Genomic DNA, 20,006 nt, shown 5'->3' with positions numbered 1-20,006 from the left:
CCAAGGCACTATCGGGGCGCCGGTCAGGCACCCCGATCGTCGTCGTCAGACTCAATTATTCACACCGGCCTTGAGCTTCTCCTCGATGGTGCTGAGGTTGAACGAGCCCGGCGTCTGGCTTGGCGGGTAGTCCTTCATCGTCTGCAGGAACTTAGCTGCTAGCGCCTGGATCGGCACGATCAGGAAGGGTCGAGAGAGGAACCAGTCATTGTAGGTATTGGAATTGTGCTGGGCTTTCTCGAACGGGTCGCGCCGCAGGTTGAAGAGAAGCGGCACACGCAGTTCGATGAAGGGTTCACGCCAGACGCCGAAGGCTTCGCCGCGATTCTCCAGGAACACCACCTTCCAATCGTCATAGCGCGCTGCAACGATCTGACCATCGTCATTCACGTACCAGAACTCGTGTCGCGGCGACTCCTTGGTCTCGCCCGTGAGATAGTCGCTCATGTCGTAGCCGTCGATGTAGTTCTTGTAGCTCCGGCCGTTCAGTTCGACGCCGTCGAGCAATTGTTGCTTGATGTTTGGATTTCCGGCGATCGACGCGAAGGTCGGCAGCCAGTCTTCGTGGGCCATGATCCCATTCAGCGTCACGCCCTTTTGAAAATGACCGGGCCAGCGAACGAAGGCCGGCACGCGGTAGGCGCCTTCCCAGTTCGAGTTCTTCTCGCTGCGGAAGGGCGTGGTGCCGGCGTCGGGCCAAGTATTGTAGTGCGGGCCGTTGTCCGTCGTGTAGAGGACGATGGTGTTGTCGTCGACACCGAGCTCCTCGAGTTTGTCGAGAATCTGGCCGACCATCCTGTCGTGCTCGACCATGCCGTCGTGATATTCGTTGCCGCTCGGTCCCGCGATCCCCTTGTTGGCTTCCTTCACATGGGTTCGGAAATGCATGCGTGTGGCATTCCACCAGGTGAACCAGGGTTTTCCCTCCTTGGTCTTGCGATCCATGAAATCTATGGCCGCGGCAAGAGTTTCCTCGTCCACCGTTTCCATGCGCTTGCGTGTCAACGGCCCGGTATCTTCGATCTTGCCGTCGGCGGAGGAGCGGATCACGCCGCGAGGACCGAAGGCATCACGGAAGGTACGGCCATCGGCCAGCTTCATGTCGCCGGGATAGTCGCGGTTCTCGGGCTCCTCCTCGGCATTGAGGTGATAGAGATTGCCGAAGAATTCGTCGAAGCCGTTATTTGTGGGCAAATGCTCGTCGCGGTCGCCCTGGTGGTTCTTGCCGAATTGACCCGTATCGTAACCGAGGGATTTCATCACCGTCGCGATCGTGACGTCCGTCGTCTGCCAGCCCTGAGGAGCGCCCGGCAAGCCGACCTTGGTCATGCCGGTGCGGACCGGCACGTTGCCGCCGAGGAAGGCCGCGCGGCCGGCAGTGCAACTTTGTTGGCCATAATAGTCGGTGAACGACACGCCCTCGTCGGCAATTCGGTCGATATTGGGCGTTTGGTAGCCCATCATACCGCGGTTGTTGTGGCTGATGTTCCAGGTGCCGATATCATCGCCGAAGATCACCAGAATGTTGGGTTTTTGCGGTTGCTCCTGCGCGATGGCGGGCGTGGCAAGATATGCCGTGCCAAGCGTGAACACCGCCGCGCTGAGCCTGGTCGTCAAGGCTGCAAGTCTCATCGATGCCTCCTGATCTGCCCTTGCAAGGGACGCGTTCTTTCTTGCGACCGCAAAGGGTCCAAGCGAATTATTCAGGCGAGAGGACGTTAGGTAAGTTGGACCTTGGGGCAACGTCGGCATCGCTTCGCTCCGCCCGGTGCTTTCCTCACGACGAAGTCGCGGTCGCGTCTGCGATCGCCGCTGCCACGACCGCCCGCTCGAGCGGCTTGACCAGATAGGCAGCCGCACCTGCTTTCAAGCATTTCTCGCGCATCCCGTGCTGATCGAAGCCGGTCATCGCGATGGCCGGGACGTGCCGCCCTTCTGTTCGCATGCGATGCAGAACGTCCAATCCTTTCAATCCGGGCATGTGCAGGTCCAACAGGACGCAGTCGGGCGTGGATTCTTGCAAGGCCTCGAGGAATTCTTCGCCCGAAGCGAACGTCCGCGACTGGTAGGAAAGTGAAAGGATGAGCCGGTGGAGCGCTCGACGCACGGAGTCGTCGTCGTCGACGATGGCCACCAATGATGCCACGCGTTCCATTCCCATCGTCTACAACAACGGGGAGAGGCGTCGTAGTTGGCCTTGGGGCCAATCAGGCCATTGCCCGTTCGCCGTCGGAACGGGCACCTGTCTCGTCCACTACGCCTACGCGACGTGTCCGATCGGCTGGATAGGGGGCAGGCTGAGGATCACCCGTGCACCGTCGCCCTCGTGGTCTTCGAAAGCGAGCGTTCCCCCATGGGCCAGTGCGATCGAACGGCAGATGGAGAGACCGAGGCCCATGCCTGTCGCTCCGCCGCTCACGAAAGGTTTAAATGCTTTCTCGCGCATCTCGGGAGGAATTCCCGGCCCACGATCGGCCACCGACAATTGCCTTGTCCCGTCCGGCAAGGTCCGCGTTTCCATCGTGATTTCACGTTCTGAGGATGGCTGGCGGGACATGGCCTCGGCGGCATTCAAGATCAGGTTCAGGACAATCTGCTGCAACTGCGGAAGGTTTCCCTGGACCGGAAGTTCCTTCTGCTGCCGTCGAAAAACGACCTCCGTCTGTCGCGCGACCAGTTCGCTCTGGGCCAGTTCGATCGTCGCGGCCACAGCCTTGTTGAGGTCCACCCGCTCGAGTTCCACCTCTCCCTTCACCATCAGCCGGCGCAATTGGGCGATCACCGCCGCGGCGCGCCTGTCGTCCGCCGCGATGTCCTCCAGAATATCCTTCAATTCATTCAGGTCGAGTGGGGTCGTATCCAGCAGCCGGGTGCCTGCCTCGGCATTTGCGAGGATGGACGTTAAGGGCTGGTTCAATTCGTGGGCGAAGGCCCCCGAGAGCTGGCCGAGCTGCGTGGTCCGCGAAAGATGGGCCAGCTCCAGACGTTCCAGGGCCAATTCCTCCTGGACCGTTCGTCGCCGCCGGTCGAGGACGACGAGGCCGGCGATCGTTGCCGCCTGGAGCGCGATCACCGCCAGAGCCAAGAGGATCTCGAGGCGATATCGCTCCCAGGCCGTTGGCTCATGGAACTCGATCTGGGTACCTGAGGGAAGAAGGTCGTTGCCGATGCCCCAGCGTTCCAGTTGTCGCCAATCGACGACCGGCCGGCTGGTCGAGGCGACAGTCCGCTGCTCCGACGGAGCGCCCGACATGATCTGCTTGGCGAGAGCCGCCATGTCCATGCCGACGCCCTCGAACGTCTCCACAAACCCGCCCACCACGCCGGTGCCGACAAAGGAACTGTAGACGCCATAGGCGGGCGCAGCAGAAGCGGCGGCAATCTCGGCCGCAGCCTCGCGGGGTACGAAGGTGCGGCCCGAGGCGTCCTCGAATATGGTGAGGATCAACAGGATCGTGTCGGCCGAAAGCTGCCGAGAGGTTTCCTTGAACCCCTCCAGCGCCAGCCCCGAGACGTATTCGACACTCAGCCCTCGATAGTTTCCTGTAAGTTCCTCGCGGGCTCGAGCCTCCCACTGGCGATCGAATTCGGATGAGCCGGTCATGACGACGATCCGTTCCGCTGTCGGCTGGAGGGTCATCGCCAGATCGATCGTTCCGACGGGGTCGAACCGGCTTACGACGCCCCAGATGTCCGTCGTCATCGCGACGGACTTCGCGGTGGATTCGGTGATTGCGCCGAAGACGATGGGGACACCGGGCGCGATTTTCTCGCGATGCTCGAGCATGAACCGGAGCGCGCCCGGCCCGGCAGTCAGCACGACGTCGAGCGGAATGTCTCCGTATTTGGCCGCCAGGTATTGCGCCTGTCGCGCCAGGTGATCTTCACCGGGGAAGCGGACGGAATCCAGATACTCGCTGTAGAATTCGACCCGGGCCTGCCGATCGCCAGCAAAACCCTCGCGCAGGCCGCGAGCAGTTTCAGTCACGGCAAACAGCGTGCTTTCGTTCTCGTAGATAGTGAGCAAACGCCTGACTGGCTCTTCCCCAGCTTCGGCGGAAGAGGATTTGCCCAGCGCCGGGGCTAAGCAAAGCAACAAGATCAGCAGCCGGAAGGTGAGCGGCGGGCGCGGCAAAATGATTCCATTAATTCAACGGCAGCATGAACTTAGCCGATGGGAAGGCCGGAATCCATAACGGCCCTCAGTGTATTCTGTTTGACAAGTTGATCGTCATGCACGGCGTCGGTCGGGCGCACAGCTTCGTTACCCCCCGGGGTCCAACTAGCCCGTCGTTGCACGCGCCCCTAACTATAGCGGCCTTAACATTTGTGCCGAAGAAGCCGGAATGTTCGACACCGACGTGATAATCACACACGCACCCGCGACAACCTGAATAAGATCGTCTTGGTAGGCGCGATCGGTGCCGAATTCCTCGCGGATGGCGTTCGGCCCGTCGGGGATGCAGCCGGGCAATCAGTATATGACACACTCCGGCCGCGGCCACGGGTAGCGCACTAACAATTCGCTTAGGTGCGCCCGAGCGCTTTAGAGAACGCGGTCGCGTAGAAGTTAAGTTAACAGCTTGCGGCGCTCGAACTTGGCTGATCGGTGGTGGCTGTCCGCCGGACGACAGGATCCACGAGACATGTCGTCGAAGCGCCGAGACTTACCGTGCCACCTGGAAAATATGCGCCACAATGTTACGGAACATAACGCGGAGACATCGAGCGGCTATGGCGCGCACTATGCATGGAGTGCTCGAATCCAGTCATCGAAACCTTGGGTTTCGTCAAGCTTCGAGGGAGACGTTTCAGTGCCCGTTTCCGGCTGGAGCCTCAGATAGCGGATGTCCCGCGCGGATTGTCCATAATGTTGTTTGAACGCTCGGGCGAAATGATCGCCGCGCAGAAACCCGAACTCGGCCGCGACTTCGGAAATGCGCCTGGTTTCCTTCGGATCAGCCAAGGCTAGTCTTATGCGCTCAAGCCGTCTGGTCTGGACATACCGCTGCACTCCACCTTCTTGATCGAACAATCTATAGAGTGTTCTGCGAGATACGCCCACGGCATTGCAGATCGTATCCGGGTCAAGTTCTGTGGAATTGATGTGTTTCTCAATGAAGCGCTTCGCGCGGCGCTGAAGGACCATCTCGAGACCGGGACGCGCGGCCTCAACGCCTTCCAGGGAGGGAGCAAGACAAGCCGTCAGCATTTCGCAAGTGGCTCGGTTGAGCGCGTGTTCATCGCCTGCCGGCAATGTCGGCAGCCGTCGCGCCAGCAAGTCCATATACTCGGCAAGGAGCAGTGCATAGGCACCACTCGGCGCGTTTCCGTGAAGCGCGGCGAGATCGGGGAGCCGGTCCTCGAGCAATGATCTCGGTATGAACAATGCGACTAGATCGGAAGGCGGTTCGTCGCTGACCAGTTCGCAAGCCAGATCCAATACGCAGACCTGACCGGCTGTACCGGCGAAATCTCCCCGTGATGTTTGAGACCGCCAGCCGCCGGTCCGATAGAGATTCAAGACAAACTGGTCCATGCCGTCTCGCCGAATTCGGGTCGACGATCTCAAATAGCGCTGTTCGTCCAAACTGGCGCTGGTAACCACCATGTCACCGAGCTGGAACGCTTCGACATCGGCGTTGAAAGCCGTGCCGGCATCTTGTGAACGACGCTCGACGTCGAAGACGACAGCAATGCTGTCTCGCCAGACGTCAAATTGCCGGGTCGAGAACTGCGCGCTGGCGATAGTCGAGGGGCCCAATCTTGCCTCCTGGTTACTAGCGGTGCTCTCCCTCAACTTTGGCACGCTGGGTCAATTATTGGCACGGATATGGTCTTGAGGCCAGAGATGGCAACCCTATCCTCGCATTCGGTCTTTTTGACTTGGTAAATGTCGAGCTACTCCGTCTCCGTAAGGGAGTACCCCATGTCGACCTTGCTTGACGGCGTGCAGTCGCTGAAGCGCATTGAGGCCTGGATTGCCCGAAATCACCCGGATCGACTGCCGTTCCTTCGTCCAGGAATAGGCGCCGGCACCCTTCGACGGATCGAGGCCAAGTTCGGGCAAGCGCTGCCATCCGACATCCGGCTTCTCTACGCTGCCCATGACGGCCAGCCCGAGGGGGCTCCCACCCTCTACCTCAACCAGCGATGGCTCCCGCTGGATCTCGTAGCTGTAGCCTGGGAAGATCTTTGTCTCCGATATGGCTGCAAAACCGAATTACGGCCAGCCGCGCACGGCAATGGCGGATATTTCGTGCAAGCTGCGGCATGGTCGGCAAACTGGCTCCCTCTCTTCGGCAGCCCTAGCGGCGATCACTATTGCATCGATCTCCGGCGGGAGCCGCCTCATCGGTACGGCCAAGTCATCTGGTTTCTCTACGACCAGCCTGAGCGCACCGTCCTCGCGCGAAGCATTGGCGAGCTCCTCTGGCGGGTTGCAGACGGTCTCGATGCCGGAAAGTGGCGGCTGGACGATGGGTACGACGGATTGAGCGATTGAGAACTCGCCGAAGGGCGCCAATGGGCGAAAGGAGAAGACTATGAAATCCAAGGCAACGTTCGTGACAGCGGCGTTGGCGTCAGTGCTGTCCCTGTCCTCGGTCCTCGCCCAGGAGACAGCCGCGCCGCCACTGGTCGAGCAGATCAACAAGGGCAAATGGCTGGAGCAGGCGGAAGCCGAGTCGCTGCTTGACGAGCTTTTCTACCAACGCGCGATCCACGCTTACTTCACCATGCAGCCGGCCTTGAACGTCATCGGCATGCGCGACGGTTCCGAGGCCGAATTCGGCGCGGGCTACAACGTGTTGCCGATCTGGAAGGATCGCATGGACAGTCGCGCCTGGGTGCCGACGCCAAATGCCGACGTCATTTATTCGATGAACTACCTGGACCTCAAGGAGACTGGGCCGCTGGTCGTGGCCGCGCCGCCAAACGTCATCGGCATGTTCACCGACTTCTTTCAGCGCACCATCACCGATGTCGGCGCGATTGGACCGGATCGCGCTCGTGGCGGCCTCTATCTGCTGTTGCCACCGGATTATGACGGAGAGGTGCCAAAGGGCTACTTCGCCTTCAAGTCGCCCACCTACAACGTCTTCCTGTTCTTTCGCACGATCATGACCAAGGGCGAGAATGGGCCGGATCCGAACCCGGCCGTGGCGCTTGCCGAACAGACCCGCATCTACCCGCTGTCTGGCAGCGAGAAGGACATCAAGCCGATGGAGTTCCCCAACGGCTCGGGCAAGCGCATCAACATGATGTATCCGGTGGACAACACCTACTGGACCAAGCTGAAGGAGTTCGTCGACTACGAACCCGTGTCTGCCATCGATCCCGAGTTGCGGGGCGTCCTCGCCTCCATCGGCATCATCAAGGGGCAAGCCTTCCAGCCGACCGAAAAGCAGCAGGAGTTGCTCAAGAAGGCTGTCGAAACCGCGCCAAAGATGATCATGGCACTTCGGCAGACGGGTCGACCCGATGGCCGCAATAAATACTACACGGACCGGCAATACGAAAACGTGTGGGGTGGAGCGACTGCTGAATGGCTGCAGGACAGCTATCTCGACGTGAACCAGAGAGCGACCTACTTCCAGGTTGCCTACTCGTCCGCACCGGCCATGGTGATGCGCACGCTCGATGCGGGTTCGAAATATCCCACCACCCTTCGGGATGCCGACGGGGACTTCCTCGATGGCTCGAAAGCCTACAAACTGCACCTGCCTCCAAACCCACCGGCAAAGCTGTTCTGGGCTGTGACCGCCTACAACATCACCGACGGGACCATGCCCGAGGCGGCGCAACTCCTGCCATCGATCAACGCTTTCAACAAGGTCGAGACCAATCAGGACGGATCGATCGACCTGTGGTTCGGGCCGCAGAAACCCGCCGAGGCTCCGGAAGCCAACTGGATTCAGACAGTCGAGGGCCGCAACTTCCTTGCCACGGTGAGGCTTTATGGCACCGGTACTGAGTTCTTCGATCAGACCTGGAAGCCGGACGATTTGGTCAAGGTGAAGTGAAATCGGGGCGGCTCGTCGCGAGGCGCGCCTTGTTCGATCACCAAACTTAGGTGACTTCAGGAGAACGTAAATGAAGACCAGAACCAGTAGCCATTTTGACATCACCCGGCGCGACGCCCTCAAGAGCAGCATTGGCGGAGCGACCCTTGCCGCTTTCGGCACCGGAGCAGCCGTCCCGGCGGCACTTTCGGTCGCGTCGGTCGCCGTTGGCTTGGGGGCAGCCCATGCAGAGAGCGCCGCCATGACGCGCGAACTTACTCAGCCGGCAACCGGTATCGTCATGCACCCTGACTACGCCCGGACGATAGCGCAAATGGCGTATATCTGGGGCTGGCCTATGGTGAATATGATCAACCGCTACGCTAAGATAACGCAGGCACCGCATCCCGGCCTGCTCGGCGGTATCTTGCCAGCCGCGCCGCGCGGTCAGGTCGGAATGCTGCATGATTACATCGAACCATCGGAGACCTTCGTAACCTGCCCCAATCAGGATGTCGTCTATGGGCTCGGGTTCTTTTCGCTCGATGAAGAACCGGTGGTCGCGCAGGTTCCAGACTTCGGCGACCGATTCTGGGTCTACGCCCTGTACGATCAGCGGACGGACCAGTTCGGCCAACTCGGCAAGCCCTACGGGTCGAAGCCGGGATTCTATTTGCTCGCAGGTCCGAAGTGGGAGGGGTTGAAACCCAACGGCATCACGGAAGTCATCCGTTGTCCCACCGCGCTAGGCAACGCTATCCCGCGCATTTTCCAGGATGACACGCCAGAAGATAAGGAGGCTATTCAGTCCGTGATCAACCAGGTCGTCTTTTATCCGCTGAAGGATTTCACCGGGGAGATGAAGACAATCGATTGGGCCAATACCCCCGACATCCCGGTCCCACAATCGGACGGCGATAGCGGCGGCGGCGAGACTAAATGGGTGATCCCAGAAATGTACTTCGACCAGTTCCCCGAGGTCGTCGACACGGTCGATCCCTTGCCGGGCGAGGAGGCGCTGTATCAGCAGTTCCGGCTGCTCCTCGACGCAGCGGCCAAGGATCCGGAATTGAAAAAGGTCCTGATCGAAACGGCCGTAGAGACCGAGGAGAAAGTGATCAAGCCGTTCTTCGAATGGAAACACAATGGCAGGCCGGCAGGCAACGGATGGAACCGCTCGACCAACAACGCTCAATGGGGTATCGACTACTTCAATCGCACAGGCACGTCCAAGTCGAACATGTTCGACAACCGTCCGAACGAAACCCAGTATTTCTACACAGACTATGATGGTTCCGGCGCGCAACTCGAGGGATCGAAAGCCTATTCGGTCACGTTCCCCGCAGGGCAGGAGCCGCCGGTCAACGGCTTCTGGTCGTTGACGATGTATAACGACAAGCATCTCTTCCATGCGAACGATCTCAAGCGCTACTCGCTCGGCACCAAGAACAAGAACCTCGAGCGAAATCCCGATGGCTCGCTGACACTCTACGCCGGCGCGAAATCGCCGGGCGCAGACAAGGAGAGCAATTGGCTCCCGGCTCCGGACGGGACATTCTCGCTCTACATCCGCGCCTACTGGGGCAAGGAGCCTATCCTCGACGGTTCATGGCAGCCGCCCAAGATTGAGCGGGTCTAGCGGCTACCGGCAGCGCGGTGGATTCGGTGAGCCCTCCGAAGGCCAGGGGGATGCCGGGTGCGATCTCCTTGCGATGATCGAGCAGGAACCGAAGCGCCCCCGGCCCGGCGGTCAGTACGACGTCGAGCGGAATATCCCTGTATTTGGCCGCCAGGTACTGCGCCTGCCGAGCGAGATTATCAGAACCGGGGAAACGGACGGAATCGAGATATTCGCTGTAGAATTCGATCCGGGTCTGTGCATCCGCCGTTGAACCCCTCCCTCAAGCCGCGAGCGACCTCGGTTACGGCAAACAGCGTGCTTTCGTTCTCATAGATGATCAGCAGACGCTTGACTGGCTCTTCCCCGGCTTCGGCCAGCAACAAGATCAATGGCCGGAAGACAGACGGCAGGCGCGACAAAGTGATTCCATTTAATATAACGGCAGCATGAACTTAGCCGATGGATAGGCCTGAATCCATAATGGCCCTCCGTGTTATCCTGTTTGACACTGATCACTATGCCGAGATCATCCGGCCTTGCTCGACTGAAGGGGTCGGTGCGTTGCCCCAAGGTCCAACTTTCGCATCGTCGCGCACAGCCCAACAATCGTCTCTGAAGGTCGGCGCTGCCAATGGGATCTAGATCGGCGAAGCTTGTGGCTCCGGCGGTTCTGCGGCCAGTCCATCGGACTGAGCTTCACTTTGACGCGGAGGTACGAACTTCGGCCGATCGAGTTTCAAAGGGCAACCACAGGCGCTCCAGTGCTGGATTCAACTCGTGTCCCGTGTCCCGCTAGCGGGGCAGAGCCTTTTCACCGAATTGCGATCGAGCGGATCGAGGACCTGAGTGCGGCCGTCCGCGATGCCAATCTTCAGGCCACTCAAATGTCCACCGCGCCGCTTTCCGGCAGCCTCGTGTTCGCAGAACATGACGGCATCGTTTGTTCGAGTGGTCTCCTTCAAGGCAGGGTGGCTCTCCGGGGACCGCTGTCCAGCGACAAGGTAACTCTCGGTGCCGGCCTGAGGCTCGAACCCGGGTGTTGGCAATGGCTTACGGAAGCCGAAACGGGAGGCGTCGGCATTTTCAACGCTGCGGACGAGCATGACTCGCTGTATACGCCTGGGTCGCTTTATGCGGCTGTCACCCTCTCCGAGGAGCGCCTGGAGGCGGAAGCCGCCAAGCGTGAATTGATGCTCGACAGGAAGGTCCTCGGTGGCTCCGGCGTTCATTCCCGTCGGCTTGCGCAAGGTGTTCAGCAGCAACTGCTCCGCAAGTTCGACCTCATCCATGCTGGCCACACCACCGTCGGCGCGGTCAGCATGGAACTCCTTTCGGCTCTCATCGATCACCTTGGACGACTGCCGATCGACCACAACCGGCGCGACAGTCGGAATCAGCACGCTCGGATCGTCCACAGGGCTCGAAACTACATTCACGAGCATCTTACAGAGCCGATATCACTCGATGCAATCGCGGCCTCGGCCCACACGTCGGTCCGGACCCTATACCGTGCGTTCGCCGATATTCTTGACGATACGCCACAGATTTACGTGCGGCGGCTGCGACTGCATCGCATCCGAGAAGGCCTTGCTGGCGACGTGGAACAGGCTTGCACGATCACCGTCATCGCCAACCAATGGGGCATCAGCGAGCTTGGACGATTAGCGGGATGGTACCGCGAATTGTTTGGCGAACGACCTAGCGAGACCTTGGCGCAGACCCGCGCCCCGGCTGACAAGCGATCTACCACTTCAAAATACTAGATTGGCAAAAAGCGCATAGTTCGCCGGTGCCGGCTTTCCTACCCTACCAGAATGAAGGGAGGATCGGCCGTGGCACGTTCGCCGAAGCTCTGTGTTCCCGGTGGGACGCGAAGACAGATCGCGCCCAAACCATCGTTTCTTGGCTGGACTGACGACAACAACGGTGTCCGGGCCGGTCCACGTGCCCCGGCGTGGTGCGGTGACGCCCACCGATGAACTCTGGGACGAACCTCCCGAGCGCGTTCCCGAGCATCCTTGACGCGGATGCTATGCGAGGCTCATCGGGTACGTGGCAACGGTTCGATGTTCGCCAACTTGAACAATTCCGAAATGCCGTGCTCGGGGCGAACCTCGACGCCGTGCAGATGGCGGGCCCCCATCTCAGAGGAAGTCTCGCATACTCGGTCGCGAAGGGTATTATTTTCAGCAGCGGTCTGATCGAAGGCAAGGTCGCTCTCAGTGGGCCGCTTTCAGCCGATGCGATCACACTTCTCGTGAACCTCCGGGCCGGACTGGGTACGCTATTCTCGCTCCACCAGGCCGATGCCGGTGACATTGCGATTCTCCATCCCGGCGCCCACCTCGACGCTCATTATGGGTCCGGGGCGCTTTATTTCGCTGCTACGCTGTCCGCGCGAAAACTTGCCGAAGAAGTGGCGCATCATGGCGTCGTCTTCGATCGAAGCCTTCTGAAGACCAGCGGCCTCCACAGGGAAGCGATCCCCCGCACTTCGCTCGAATGGATGACCTTGCAATTGATGCGCATTCATCGTGAGGCGTCCGTCGGCAATCAAACCGCGGATGAGATCGCAGGCCCCTTTCTTGGAGCGGCCATCTGTCGCCTTGGCGTTGCGCCATGGGAAGCTAAGCGTACGAGCCGCAACGGACGCGTAACGATCGTCGAGCGAGCCCGTCAGTACATTCTGCAGAATCTGTCATCGGCGATCTCGATGCCGGCGCTCGCCGCAGCCGCTGCCACCTCGCAACGAACAATGCTCCGCGCTTTCTCCGAGGTCCTCGAAATCACCCCGGATGCGTATGTGCGCATCTTACGTCTGAACCGCGTTCGGCGAGACCTTGTGTCGGATTGGGGAGAAGACGTGACGGTTTCCATGATCGCTCGACGATACGGCATTGGCGAATTGGGTAGACTATCGAAATCGTACCGGATGCTGTTCGGAGAGAATCCCAGCCAGACATTAGTCAAGAGCCGATCACATCGGCCGAACAGGATACTTTGAACCAGTTTGGCAAAATCTGCATAGCTCCGGATCATGCATCGGGCGCAATATTGACGTAGAGGAAGGGAAGACCTTCGGCTGGTACCTGGCCAGACGGATGGTTCCCTCCAAGGCCAGCCGAGCGTGTGACAAGGAGGAAATCATGAGCGGCAAGCTGATACCCTGGAGTGCGGTGGCGTTGCTGTGCACGGTCGCGATGGCCCGCTGGCGTACGCAGACGACGTCCCGCTTGAGGGCGCAAAGCTCCATGGTGACGAGACGATCGAGACCCCGGTTGGCGACGTCGAGCTTCAGGATAGCTACTTCAACGATGACGCATCCAAGCGACTGTATGACGAGATGGACTATCAGCGTGCATCGCAGGCCTACATTTGGAGCACGCCGCTGGTCAGCGTCACCACCTGGCGCGAAAACCAAGGCAAGGCCTATGGCGTCGAAAACGAAACCGACTTCGTGGTTCTCGAGTCGCTTAAAGAAAAGCGCGGCATCGTCACGGCAAACCTGACGACGCCCTATATCTTCAACTTCAGCAATCTCAAGGACGGGGCGATCCAGATCGACTATCCGGCAGGCCAGACGGCCGGCGGCGTGCTCGATTTCTGGCAGAGGCCGGTATTCGACCTTGGCCTTACCGGGCCTGATAAAGGCAAGGGCGCGAGCTACATCGTCGTCGGCCCGGAGGACGATCCTTCCAAATATGAGAAGGAAGGCGTCCACGTCTTTCAGAGCGTGACGAACAACGTCTTCATCGGCCTGCGCATTCTCGACACCGACCCGGCTTACTATGACAAGTTCACGTCCGAGTATAAAATGGGGCGCGTCGGCAGCGAAACGAAGCCGAGCAGGTTCATCCGCGGCAAGGACGTGGAATGGAGCGCCACCGCTCCACGTGGCCTGGATTACTGGCAGAAGCTATCCGAGATCATACAGGAAGAGCCGGTTCGCGAGGTCGACAAAGGATGGATGGCAATGCTCGAGCCGCTCGGCGTCGCGAAAGGCAAGCCGTTCGAGCCCGACGATCGCCTCAAGGAAATCCTGCTGAAGGGTGCGGCGATGGGCGAGTTGATGCTCCGCAATCTCCAAGTCAACCCGCGCTACGTCGAGCCCTTCTGGGAGGGGACCTCCTGGTACAAGAGTTTCGACTTCCAGATCGAGCAGGAGACTGCCGATATCGCCCAAATCGACCAGAGAGGAACCTGGTTCTACGAGGCGGTCGCTAGCACGAAAGGTATGGTCGACCCCCAACCCGGCCAGGGCCAAGTGTACATGACCACCAAGCGCGACAGTGAGGGCAACATGCTGCGCGCCGACAAGAGCTACAAGCTGCACGTGCCGGCCAAGGTCCCAGTTGGGCAGTTCTGGTCACTGACGCTCTACAGCGAGAATACGCGGCGCCCTTACGACAATGGTGGCACCGAAATCCGAGATGTCAGCCTCGATAGCCGGATGAAGGATCTGAAATACAACGAGGATGGCAGCATCGATCTGTTCATCGGACCGGAAGCACCGGCAGGATTTGAAATGAACCACATGGAGACTGTCGGCGACGACGGCTGGTTTGTCTATTTCCGCCTCTATGCACCGGAGCAGCCCTTTTTCGACAAGACATTCAAGATGGCGGATTTCGAATTGGTCAAATGAGGTCGAAGCAAAGGATTGAGTGACCTGCAGCCCGAAGGCACTGTCAGTATGAGTTGCGCGCGGCATGGCATCTGCGCGCAGTGCCCGATGATCGGCAGAAACGTGGTGGAGGAAGGATAATGAAACTCGGCACTTTTCGGACGGCGAAATTCGCGCTGGCCACCGCTGCGAGCATCGCGATGGCGACTGCTCTCACGCCGCCGGTCAGGGCGCAGCCCGTGGCTGTGGAAGAGGCGCGGGAGATCGCAGCGGACGCCTATCTCTATGCCTATGCGATGCTCTACAACTACAAGACGCTGTTCCAGCAGGTGAAGGACCCGTCCTTCCCCGGCTATATCGGCGGTTTCAACCGCTTCCGGCACTATTCGCGCGGCTTCACACCAGCGGACACCGACATAGTGACGCCTAGCAACGACACGCCCTATTCCTGGGCTTGGCTCGATCTCAGGGCGGAGCCGATGGTCGTGTCGGTGCCAACCGCGCCTGATCGGTACTATGTCCTGCAATGGTTCGATCTCTACACCCACAACGCGCACTATATCGGCTCGCGCGCGACCGGCACCGAGGCGGGAGACTATCTGCTCGTCGGACCGGATTGGGAAGGTGAAACGCCGCAAGGCATCGAAGGCGTTCTCAAATTCGAAACGGAAATGGCCGGCACGCTGACACGCACGGCCTGGACCGGGGAGGATGACCGTGCCGGTCTGGTAGCGCAGCAACAGCAATATCGTATCCGCCCACTCAGCGAGTTCCTCGGTAACAAGCCTCCGGCACCAGCCGCCGAGAACCAATTTCCCGCCTGGGACGAGGCGCGTGCCAACTCGGTAAATTTCATCGATTACCTGAACTTCATCTTACAGTTCGCCCCTGCCGTCCCCAGTGAAGCGGAGACGTTCGAGCGCTTCGCGAAGATCGGGATCGGTGCCGGACGCGCCTTCGATGCCGCTGCGCTCGAACCCGAAATCCGAAAGGCTATCGAAGCCGGGATCGCCGACGCGCAGAAGGAGCTGAACGACACGGTCGCGCGGACCACCAGCTCCCGCGAACTGTTTGGTACGCGGGAGTTCCTGGGCGAAGGCTATATCATGGATCGCGCAGTCGGTGCCGCGATGGGAATCTACGGCAACTCTCAAGAGGAAGCCGTTTACAACGCCTTCCAGGCCGGGGGAGACGGACAGCCGCTCGACTCGTCCAAGAACTACGTTTTGCATTTCGACAAGGAGCAGGTGCCAGACGTCAAATACTTCTGGTCAATGACCATGTACAACCTCCCGAACCGCCTGCTGGTCGACAATCCGATCAGCCGTTATGCCATTGGAAGCCGCACCGAGGGGCTGAAGACCAATGAGGACGGTTCGGTGGACATCTATCTGCAGAACACCTCGCCGGGCGGCGACAAGGAGGCCAATTGGTTGCCCACTCCGGCGAGGGGGAATTTCTACATGGTCCTCAGGATGTACGGACCGCAAGGCGCGCTTCTGGACGGCACGTGGAAGGCACCGCAGCCGATTATCGCGCAGCAACAATGAGAACGTGCTCCATAGGCCTGATACCGGACGTAGGCCCTTGGCTGACTGCACGCGGCCGTCCTTCTCCGGAGCGCGGGAAGTTCCGAGTGATTCATGATACATAGCCAAGTTGCCCCAAGGTCCAACTATCACGTGATCGCGCGCGCTCTAACAATGGCGACGTTCGAGCTCATTGGCGCGCCGGCAGAAGGGGACTTTCTAGGGAGGGAGCGAGTGAATTCGAAACTGCTACCATTCGTAGTCGCGGCGATGAGTGCCCTGTTCGTCGGGGCTTCCGCTCATGCCCAGGAGGCGGATCTGGCGAAGCAGTTGTCCAATCCGGTCGCTTCGCTGATCAGCGTGCCGTTCCAGTTCAACTACGACTCGGGCTTCGGACCCAACGACGGCGACAAGGTCACACTGAATATCCAGCCGGTCCTTCCGATCTCGCTGAACGATGACTGGAACCTGATCTCGCGTACAATCCTGCCGGTCATCTGGCAGGACGACATCGCCGGACCGTCCGGCTCCCAGTTCGGGCTCGGCGACACGTCGCAGAGCCTGTTCTTTTCGCCCAAGGCGCCGGGACCGGGCGGCATCATCTGGGGTGTGGGCCCGATCTTCCTGCTTCCGACCGGCACCGATACGCTGCTGACCGGTGACAAATGGGGTGCGGGTCCAACCGGCGTGATCTTGAAGCAATCCGGGCATTGGACCTACGGCATGCTCGCCAACCACATCTGGTCTTTTGCCGGGCCGGAAGCACGGCCGGATGTGAATGCCACCTTCCTGCAGCCCTTCATCTCCTACACCACGCCGGATGCGTGGACCTTCGCGCTCAACACGGAATCCACCTACGATTGGACCGCCGAGACCTGGTCGGTGCCGATCAACTTCATGGTCAGCAAGCTGGTGAAATTCGGCGAGCAGCCGGTCAGCCTGCAGGCGGGTGTTCGCTACTGGGCCGAAAGCCCCGACTCCGGACCGGATGGATTCGGGGCGCGAGCCTCGATCACCTTCCTGTTCCCCAAGAAATGAAGGGCGCGAGAACATAGCAGAGAGAAACTCGGTCAATTGACAGGATACACGCGGCAAACATGAGGACGACCGCCATGAGTGTACGGAGATTAGTCTCGGTCGGTACGGTAGCCATAGCCATGCTCTCGGTTGCCGGCGGAATTTCGGGTGTGACGGCCATTGCCCAGGAGCAGACCGCTGCCGCTGCTCCGGGCGCGCCGGCCTCTCAGACGCCTGAACCCCTGAGCGCCGACGAACTGGAAATACTGGTGGCGCGTATCGCCCTTTATCCGGACGAACTGATCGCGGTGATTTCGGCCGCTGCGCTCTACCCACTGCAGATCGTCGAGGCCGCGCGCTTCCTCGACGACTATGCCAAGGACAAGAATCTCAAGCCGAAGGATAGCTGGGACGGCAGCGTGATCTCGCTGCTCAACTATCCCGAGGTCGTCAAGATGATGAGCGACGACCTCGAATGGACCCAAACTTTCGGCGATGCGATCGCCTTTCAGCAGAAGGACGTCCTGATCGCCATCCAGCAGCTCCGTGAGGAGGCGGTTGCCAAAGGCATCATCAAGACCGACGACAAGGTGAAGGTAGAGACATCGGGCGACAACATCGTCATCCAGCCGGTGAGCACGGAGAAGATATACGTGCCGCAATATGAGCCGGAGATGCTCTATTCCGCCAATTACCCGATTGCGCCGGTCAGCTATTATCCCGAACCGTACCCCTCCTACTGGTATCCCGGCGCGACCTTCTTCGCGGCGGCGGTAACGGGTGCCGTGTGGGCCGCCGCTGTCGACTGGGACGATTGGGGCGTGTGGGGCGGTCGCTGGGACGGCGGCGACATCGACGTCGACTGCAACCGCTGCTTCAACAACAGGGACTTCAACGGCAAGGTCAATTTCAACGACATCGACTGGAAGAATGTCGACCGCTCCAAGCTCAACATAGATCGCAATCAGCTGGCCAAGTTCGATCGCACGAACATCAGAAACAAGGTCAAGGCAAACAACAACAATGCCGTCCGCAACCGCGCGGCAAACATCCGCAATGAGCGGAAGGCGGCACTGCCCGCCAGGGCCGGCGGCGCCAGGGACGTCCGCAAGAGCACGCTCGAGGGTCTGAAGGGCAGGCCGGGCGACGGGTCGCTCGCGCGGCAGAACGTGAACCGGCCGGACGCCGGCAGGAGGCCGGATGTGAAAAGGCCTGCCGGATCGAAGCCAAGCATTTCGAAGCCGGCCGTCAAGAAGGGCACTCATGCCAATCGGCCCGTCGGCAAGCCGAGGCCTGCGGCAAGGGTCGATCATCGGCCGAAGAGCCCGAGCAGCCTCGGCCACGTGAATCGCGGCAAGGTCTCGGCGGTGCATTCCAATCGCGGCCATCATTCCATGCGCGGAGGCTACCGCGGCGGCGGGCGTCCGGCCGTTCATCGTGGCGGAGGCGGCGGTCATCGCGCCGTCCATCGCGGCGGCGGCCGCCGGCGTTGAAGACGGGGAGAGGATCATGACGACGACCGTTCAGAACAAATTTCTTCGCTCAGCCTGCATCGCCGCCCTGCTGGCGGCGTCAACCGTCTTTGGCTCCGTTTCCGCCGTCGCGCAGGAGGAAACAGCAGCTGAGGGCGTGGCTGCTTTCGCGGCGAGTGAAGAACCACCGGTTTTCGACACCGCCGATGCTGCCGTCGACGCCCTGAAGTCGGCGCTGGTCGCGGACGATTTCGCAGGGGTGGCCAAGCTTCTCGGTCTCGATGCCGAAAAGGCTAGGGACAGTGATGGAGCCATGGAAACCTTCGCCGAGATACGCGAAGGCGCCGCCAAGCAAGTGGTCGTGCAGGAGCTCGACGACCGCAGGATATTGAGGATCGGCGATCGGCTGTGGCCGCTGCCGTTTCCGATCGTCAGGGGAGACGACGGCAAGTGGTCGTTCGACACCTATGCCGGGCTGGAAGAGATCGTGAACCGGCGCGTCGGCGAGAACGAGCTGGAGGCGATCGCGACGATGCGCGCCTATGTGGATGCGCAGCAGGACTATGCGGAGGCGGACCGCGACGGAGATGGCGTGCTCGAATTCGCGCAGAAGCTGATCAGCAGCGAAGGCATGACCGACGGTCTCTATTGGCCGAGCGACGAGATCAACGGCGAGAGCCCGGCAGGCGATCTCAGCCAGACGGAATTGGCTGACGCCGAAAAGGGCGAGGGCTATTTCGGCTACCGTTTCAAGATCCTGAACGGCCAGGGCGACAACATCGCCGGAGGCGCCTACGACTATGTCATCAACGGCAACATGATCGGCGGCTTCGCGCTGGTCGCATGGCCGGTGAAATATGCCGAAACCGGCGTGAAGATCTTCGCGGTCAACCAGCATGGTATCGTCTACGAGGCCGATCTCGGCCCCGCGACCGAACAGATCGTCAAATATATCGACCGCTTCAATCCCGATGAGAGCTGGAGCGTCGTAGCCGACTGAGAAGGTACGGAAGGATCAGATGATGGCTGCTGTCGTCGCCGTCCACCCCGTCATTCCGTTACGCGTCGGCAACCCACCTAACGGCGCAGAACGAAGCGACCGAACCCGTGCCAGTAGCCATCCGCTGGAGCGGACGATGATGCGGTGCTGCGCATGATCCAGTTGGCTGCCCTTCTCGCCAAACCTCTTCTCGGCAAGCTCCCGGTTGCAGATTCGGCGAAAGACAAGCTCGCCAACGTCAACGCGCTGTTATCGGGCGGTTCGGGCGAGACATGGATTGCGCTTGGCCGCCAGCAGGCGACCTTGCCGATCAAGAACCAGCTTCGCAGCGAATCGGTTTCGGTCCAGCGGGGCGAGATCGACCACGAGAGCAAACCTCTTCGCTGGGCACAGTTTGATTGGCCGGCGCTGGAGGTCGACGATTGCACCCTCCAGAAAGTGTGCTGGCGCTTTTACGGGAACGGCCTGATCTGCCTGGAGCTCGTCGCCAGCAAGGATGCGAGGGGACTGGATATGCGCGACCTTGTCGGCCACAGCATCGAGCTTCGCGACCGCGGCGGCTTTCTGATCGGCATATGGTCGGCTGCTTTTACAATTCACAAGGGAGCCGACGGCGCGGTTTTTCATGCGACCACCAAGGATGACTTACTGCCGCTCAAATTACATTTCGATGAGGTGGACGACGTCCAAGTTGGCGCGGGGTTCAGGATTTGAGATCAATGGCTTGGAAGCTTGTCGTA

The 20,006-nt window shown here is 60.2% G+C and carries 16 protein-coding genes; 12 read left to right on the top strand and 4 right to left on the bottom strand.

Annotated elements, in window-relative coordinates; translation table 11 throughout:
• Nucleotides 1-51: 51 nt before the first annotated feature.
• From ACCO56_RS13850 to ACCO56_RS13835, 4 genes are all read right to left on the bottom strand, one after another.
• A complete protein-coding gene (locus tag ACCO56_RS13850) occupies nucleotides 52-1,632 on the bottom strand; it encodes an arylsulfatase (protein WP_433641335.1) in 1,581 nt (526 codons plus the stop codon).
• Nucleotides 1,633-1,777: 145 nt separating this feature from the next.
• Nucleotides 1,778-2,134: a response regulator gene (locus ACCO56_RS13845; RefSeq protein WP_433641334.1), complete on the bottom strand. Its 357-nt coding sequence runs from the start codon at nucleotides 2,132-2,134 to the stop codon at nucleotides 1,778-1,780.
• 126 nt (nucleotides 2,135-2,260) lie between these two features.
• Nucleotides 2,261-4,027, bottom strand: coding sequence for an ATP-binding protein (locus ACCO56_RS13840; protein ID WP_433641333.1), 1,767 nt, complete (start codon nucleotides 4,025-4,027; stop codon nucleotides 2,261-2,263).
• A gap of 717 nt (nucleotides 4,028-4,744) precedes the next feature.
• Nucleotides 4,745-5,764, bottom strand: coding sequence for a helix-turn-helix domain-containing protein (locus tag ACCO56_RS13835; RefSeq protein ID WP_433641332.1), 1,020 nt, complete (start codon nucleotides 5,762-5,764; stop codon nucleotides 4,745-4,747).
• A 165-nt stretch (nucleotides 5,765-5,929) separates the two neighbouring features.
• Between ACCO56_RS13835 and ACCO56_RS13830 the strand changes: the two genes are divergently transcribed.
• From ACCO56_RS13830 to ACCO56_RS13775, 12 genes are all read left to right on the top strand, one after another.
• Nucleotides 5,930-6,505 (top strand): SMI1/KNR4 family protein, encoded by a 576-nt coding sequence (locus ACCO56_RS13830; protein WP_433641331.1) that lies wholly within the window; start codon nucleotides 5,930-5,932, stop codon nucleotides 6,503-6,505.
• A 40-nt stretch (nucleotides 6,506-6,545) separates the two neighbouring features.
• A complete protein-coding gene (locus tag ACCO56_RS13825; protein WP_433641330.1) occupies nucleotides 6,546-8,024 on the top strand; it encodes a DUF1254 domain-containing protein in 1,479 nt (492 codons plus the stop codon).
• A gap of 70 nt (nucleotides 8,025-8,094) precedes the next feature.
• Nucleotides 8,095-9,642, top strand: coding sequence for a DUF1254 domain-containing protein (locus tag ACCO56_RS13820; protein ID WP_433641329.1), 1,548 nt, complete (start codon nucleotides 8,095-8,097; stop codon nucleotides 9,640-9,642).
• 73 nt (nucleotides 9,643-9,715) lie between these two features.
• A complete protein-coding gene (locus ACCO56_RS13815; RefSeq protein ID WP_433641328.1) occupies nucleotides 9,716-9,895 on the top strand; it encodes a hypothetical protein in 180 nt (59 codons plus the stop codon).
• A 613-nt stretch (nucleotides 9,896-10,508) separates the two neighbouring features.
• Nucleotides 10,509-11,387: a helix-turn-helix domain-containing protein gene (locus ACCO56_RS13810; RefSeq protein ID WP_433641327.1), complete on the top strand. Its 879-nt coding sequence runs from the start codon at nucleotides 10,509-10,511 to the stop codon at nucleotides 11,385-11,387.
• Between the two features lie 335 nt (nucleotides 11,388-11,722).
• Nucleotides 11,723-12,628, top strand: coding sequence for a helix-turn-helix domain-containing protein (locus tag ACCO56_RS13805; RefSeq protein ID WP_433641326.1), 906 nt, complete (start codon nucleotides 11,723-11,725; stop codon nucleotides 12,626-12,628).
• A gap of 183 nt (nucleotides 12,629-12,811) precedes the next feature.
• Nucleotides 12,812-14,269, top strand: a complete 1,458-nt coding sequence (locus tag ACCO56_RS13800; protein ID WP_433641325.1) for a DUF1254 domain-containing protein — start codon at nucleotides 12,812-12,814, stop codon at nucleotides 14,267-14,269.
• 119 nt (nucleotides 14,270-14,388) lie between these two features.
• A complete protein-coding gene (locus ACCO56_RS13795; RefSeq protein ID WP_433641324.1) occupies nucleotides 14,389-15,798 on the top strand; it encodes a DUF1254 domain-containing protein in 1,410 nt (469 codons plus the stop codon).
• 249 nt (nucleotides 15,799-16,047) lie between these two features.
• Nucleotides 16,048-16,815, top strand: coding sequence for a transporter (locus tag ACCO56_RS13790; protein ID WP_433641519.1), 768 nt, complete (start codon nucleotides 16,048-16,050; stop codon nucleotides 16,813-16,815).
• A gap of 74 nt (nucleotides 16,816-16,889) precedes the next feature.
• A complete protein-coding gene (locus ACCO56_RS13785) occupies nucleotides 16,890-18,287 on the top strand; it encodes a DUF3300 domain-containing protein (RefSeq protein ID WP_433641323.1) in 1,398 nt (465 codons plus the stop codon).
• Between the two features lie 16 nt (nucleotides 18,288-18,303).
• Nucleotides 18,304-19,266, top strand: a complete 963-nt coding sequence (locus ACCO56_RS13780; protein ID WP_433641322.1) for a DUF2950 domain-containing protein — start codon at nucleotides 18,304-18,306, stop codon at nucleotides 19,264-19,266.
• A gap of 144 nt (nucleotides 19,267-19,410) precedes the next feature.
• The gene (locus tag ACCO56_RS13775; RefSeq protein WP_433641321.1) at nucleotides 19,411-19,980 is read left to right on the top strand and encodes a hypothetical protein; all 570 of its coding nucleotides are present in this window, start codon (nucleotides 19,411-19,413) and stop codon (nucleotides 19,978-19,980) included.
• Nucleotides 19,981-20,006: the final 26 nt, after the last annotated feature.

Source organism: Mesorhizobium sp. 1B3, assembly GCF_050958605.1.
Taxonomy (GTDB): domain Bacteria; phylum Pseudomonadota; class Alphaproteobacteria; order Rhizobiales; family Rhizobiaceae.
The sequence above is the reverse complement of the archived record's forward strand: the minus strand, read 5'-3'. Positions and strand labels throughout refer to the sequence as shown.

Bases quoted from the DNA above. Each gene is read 5' to 3' on its own strand.
- ACCO56_RS13795 (WP_433641324.1), top strand. From the start codon at position 14,389: ATGAAACTCGGCACTTTTCGGACGGCGAAATTCGCGCTGGCCACCGCT.
- ACCO56_RS13780 (WP_433641322.1), top strand. From the start codon at position 18,304: ATGACGACGACCGTTCAGAACAAATTTCTTCGCTCAGCCTGCATCGCC.
- ACCO56_RS13815 (WP_433641328.1), top strand. From the start codon at position 9,716: ATGATCGAGCAGGAACCGAAGCGCCCCCGGCCCGGCGGTCAGTACGAC.
- ACCO56_RS13830 (WP_433641331.1), top strand. From the start codon at position 5,930: ATGTCGACCTTGCTTGACGGCGTGCAGTCGCTGAAGCGCATTGAGGCC.
- ACCO56_RS13825 (WP_433641330.1), top strand. From the start codon at position 6,546: ATGAAATCCAAGGCAACGTTCGTGACAGCGGCGTTGGCGTCAGTGCTG.
- ACCO56_RS13820 (WP_433641329.1), top strand. From the start codon at position 8,095: ATGAAGACCAGAACCAGTAGCCATTTTGACATCACCCGGCGCGACGCC.
- ACCO56_RS13790 (WP_433641519.1), top strand. From the start codon at position 16,048: ATGAGTGCCCTGTTCGTCGGGGCTTCCGCTCATGCCCAGGAGGCGGAT.
- ACCO56_RS13810 (WP_433641327.1), top strand. From the start codon at position 10,509: ATGTCCACCGCGCCGCTTTCCGGCAGCCTCGTGTTCGCAGAACATGAC.
- ACCO56_RS13850 (WP_433641335.1), bottom strand. From the start codon at position 1,632: ATGAGACTTGCAGCCTTGACGACCAGGCTCAGCGCGGCGGTGTTCACG.
- ACCO56_RS13785 (WP_433641323.1), top strand. From the start codon at position 16,890: ATGAGTGTACGGAGATTAGTCTCGGTCGGTACGGTAGCCATAGCCATG.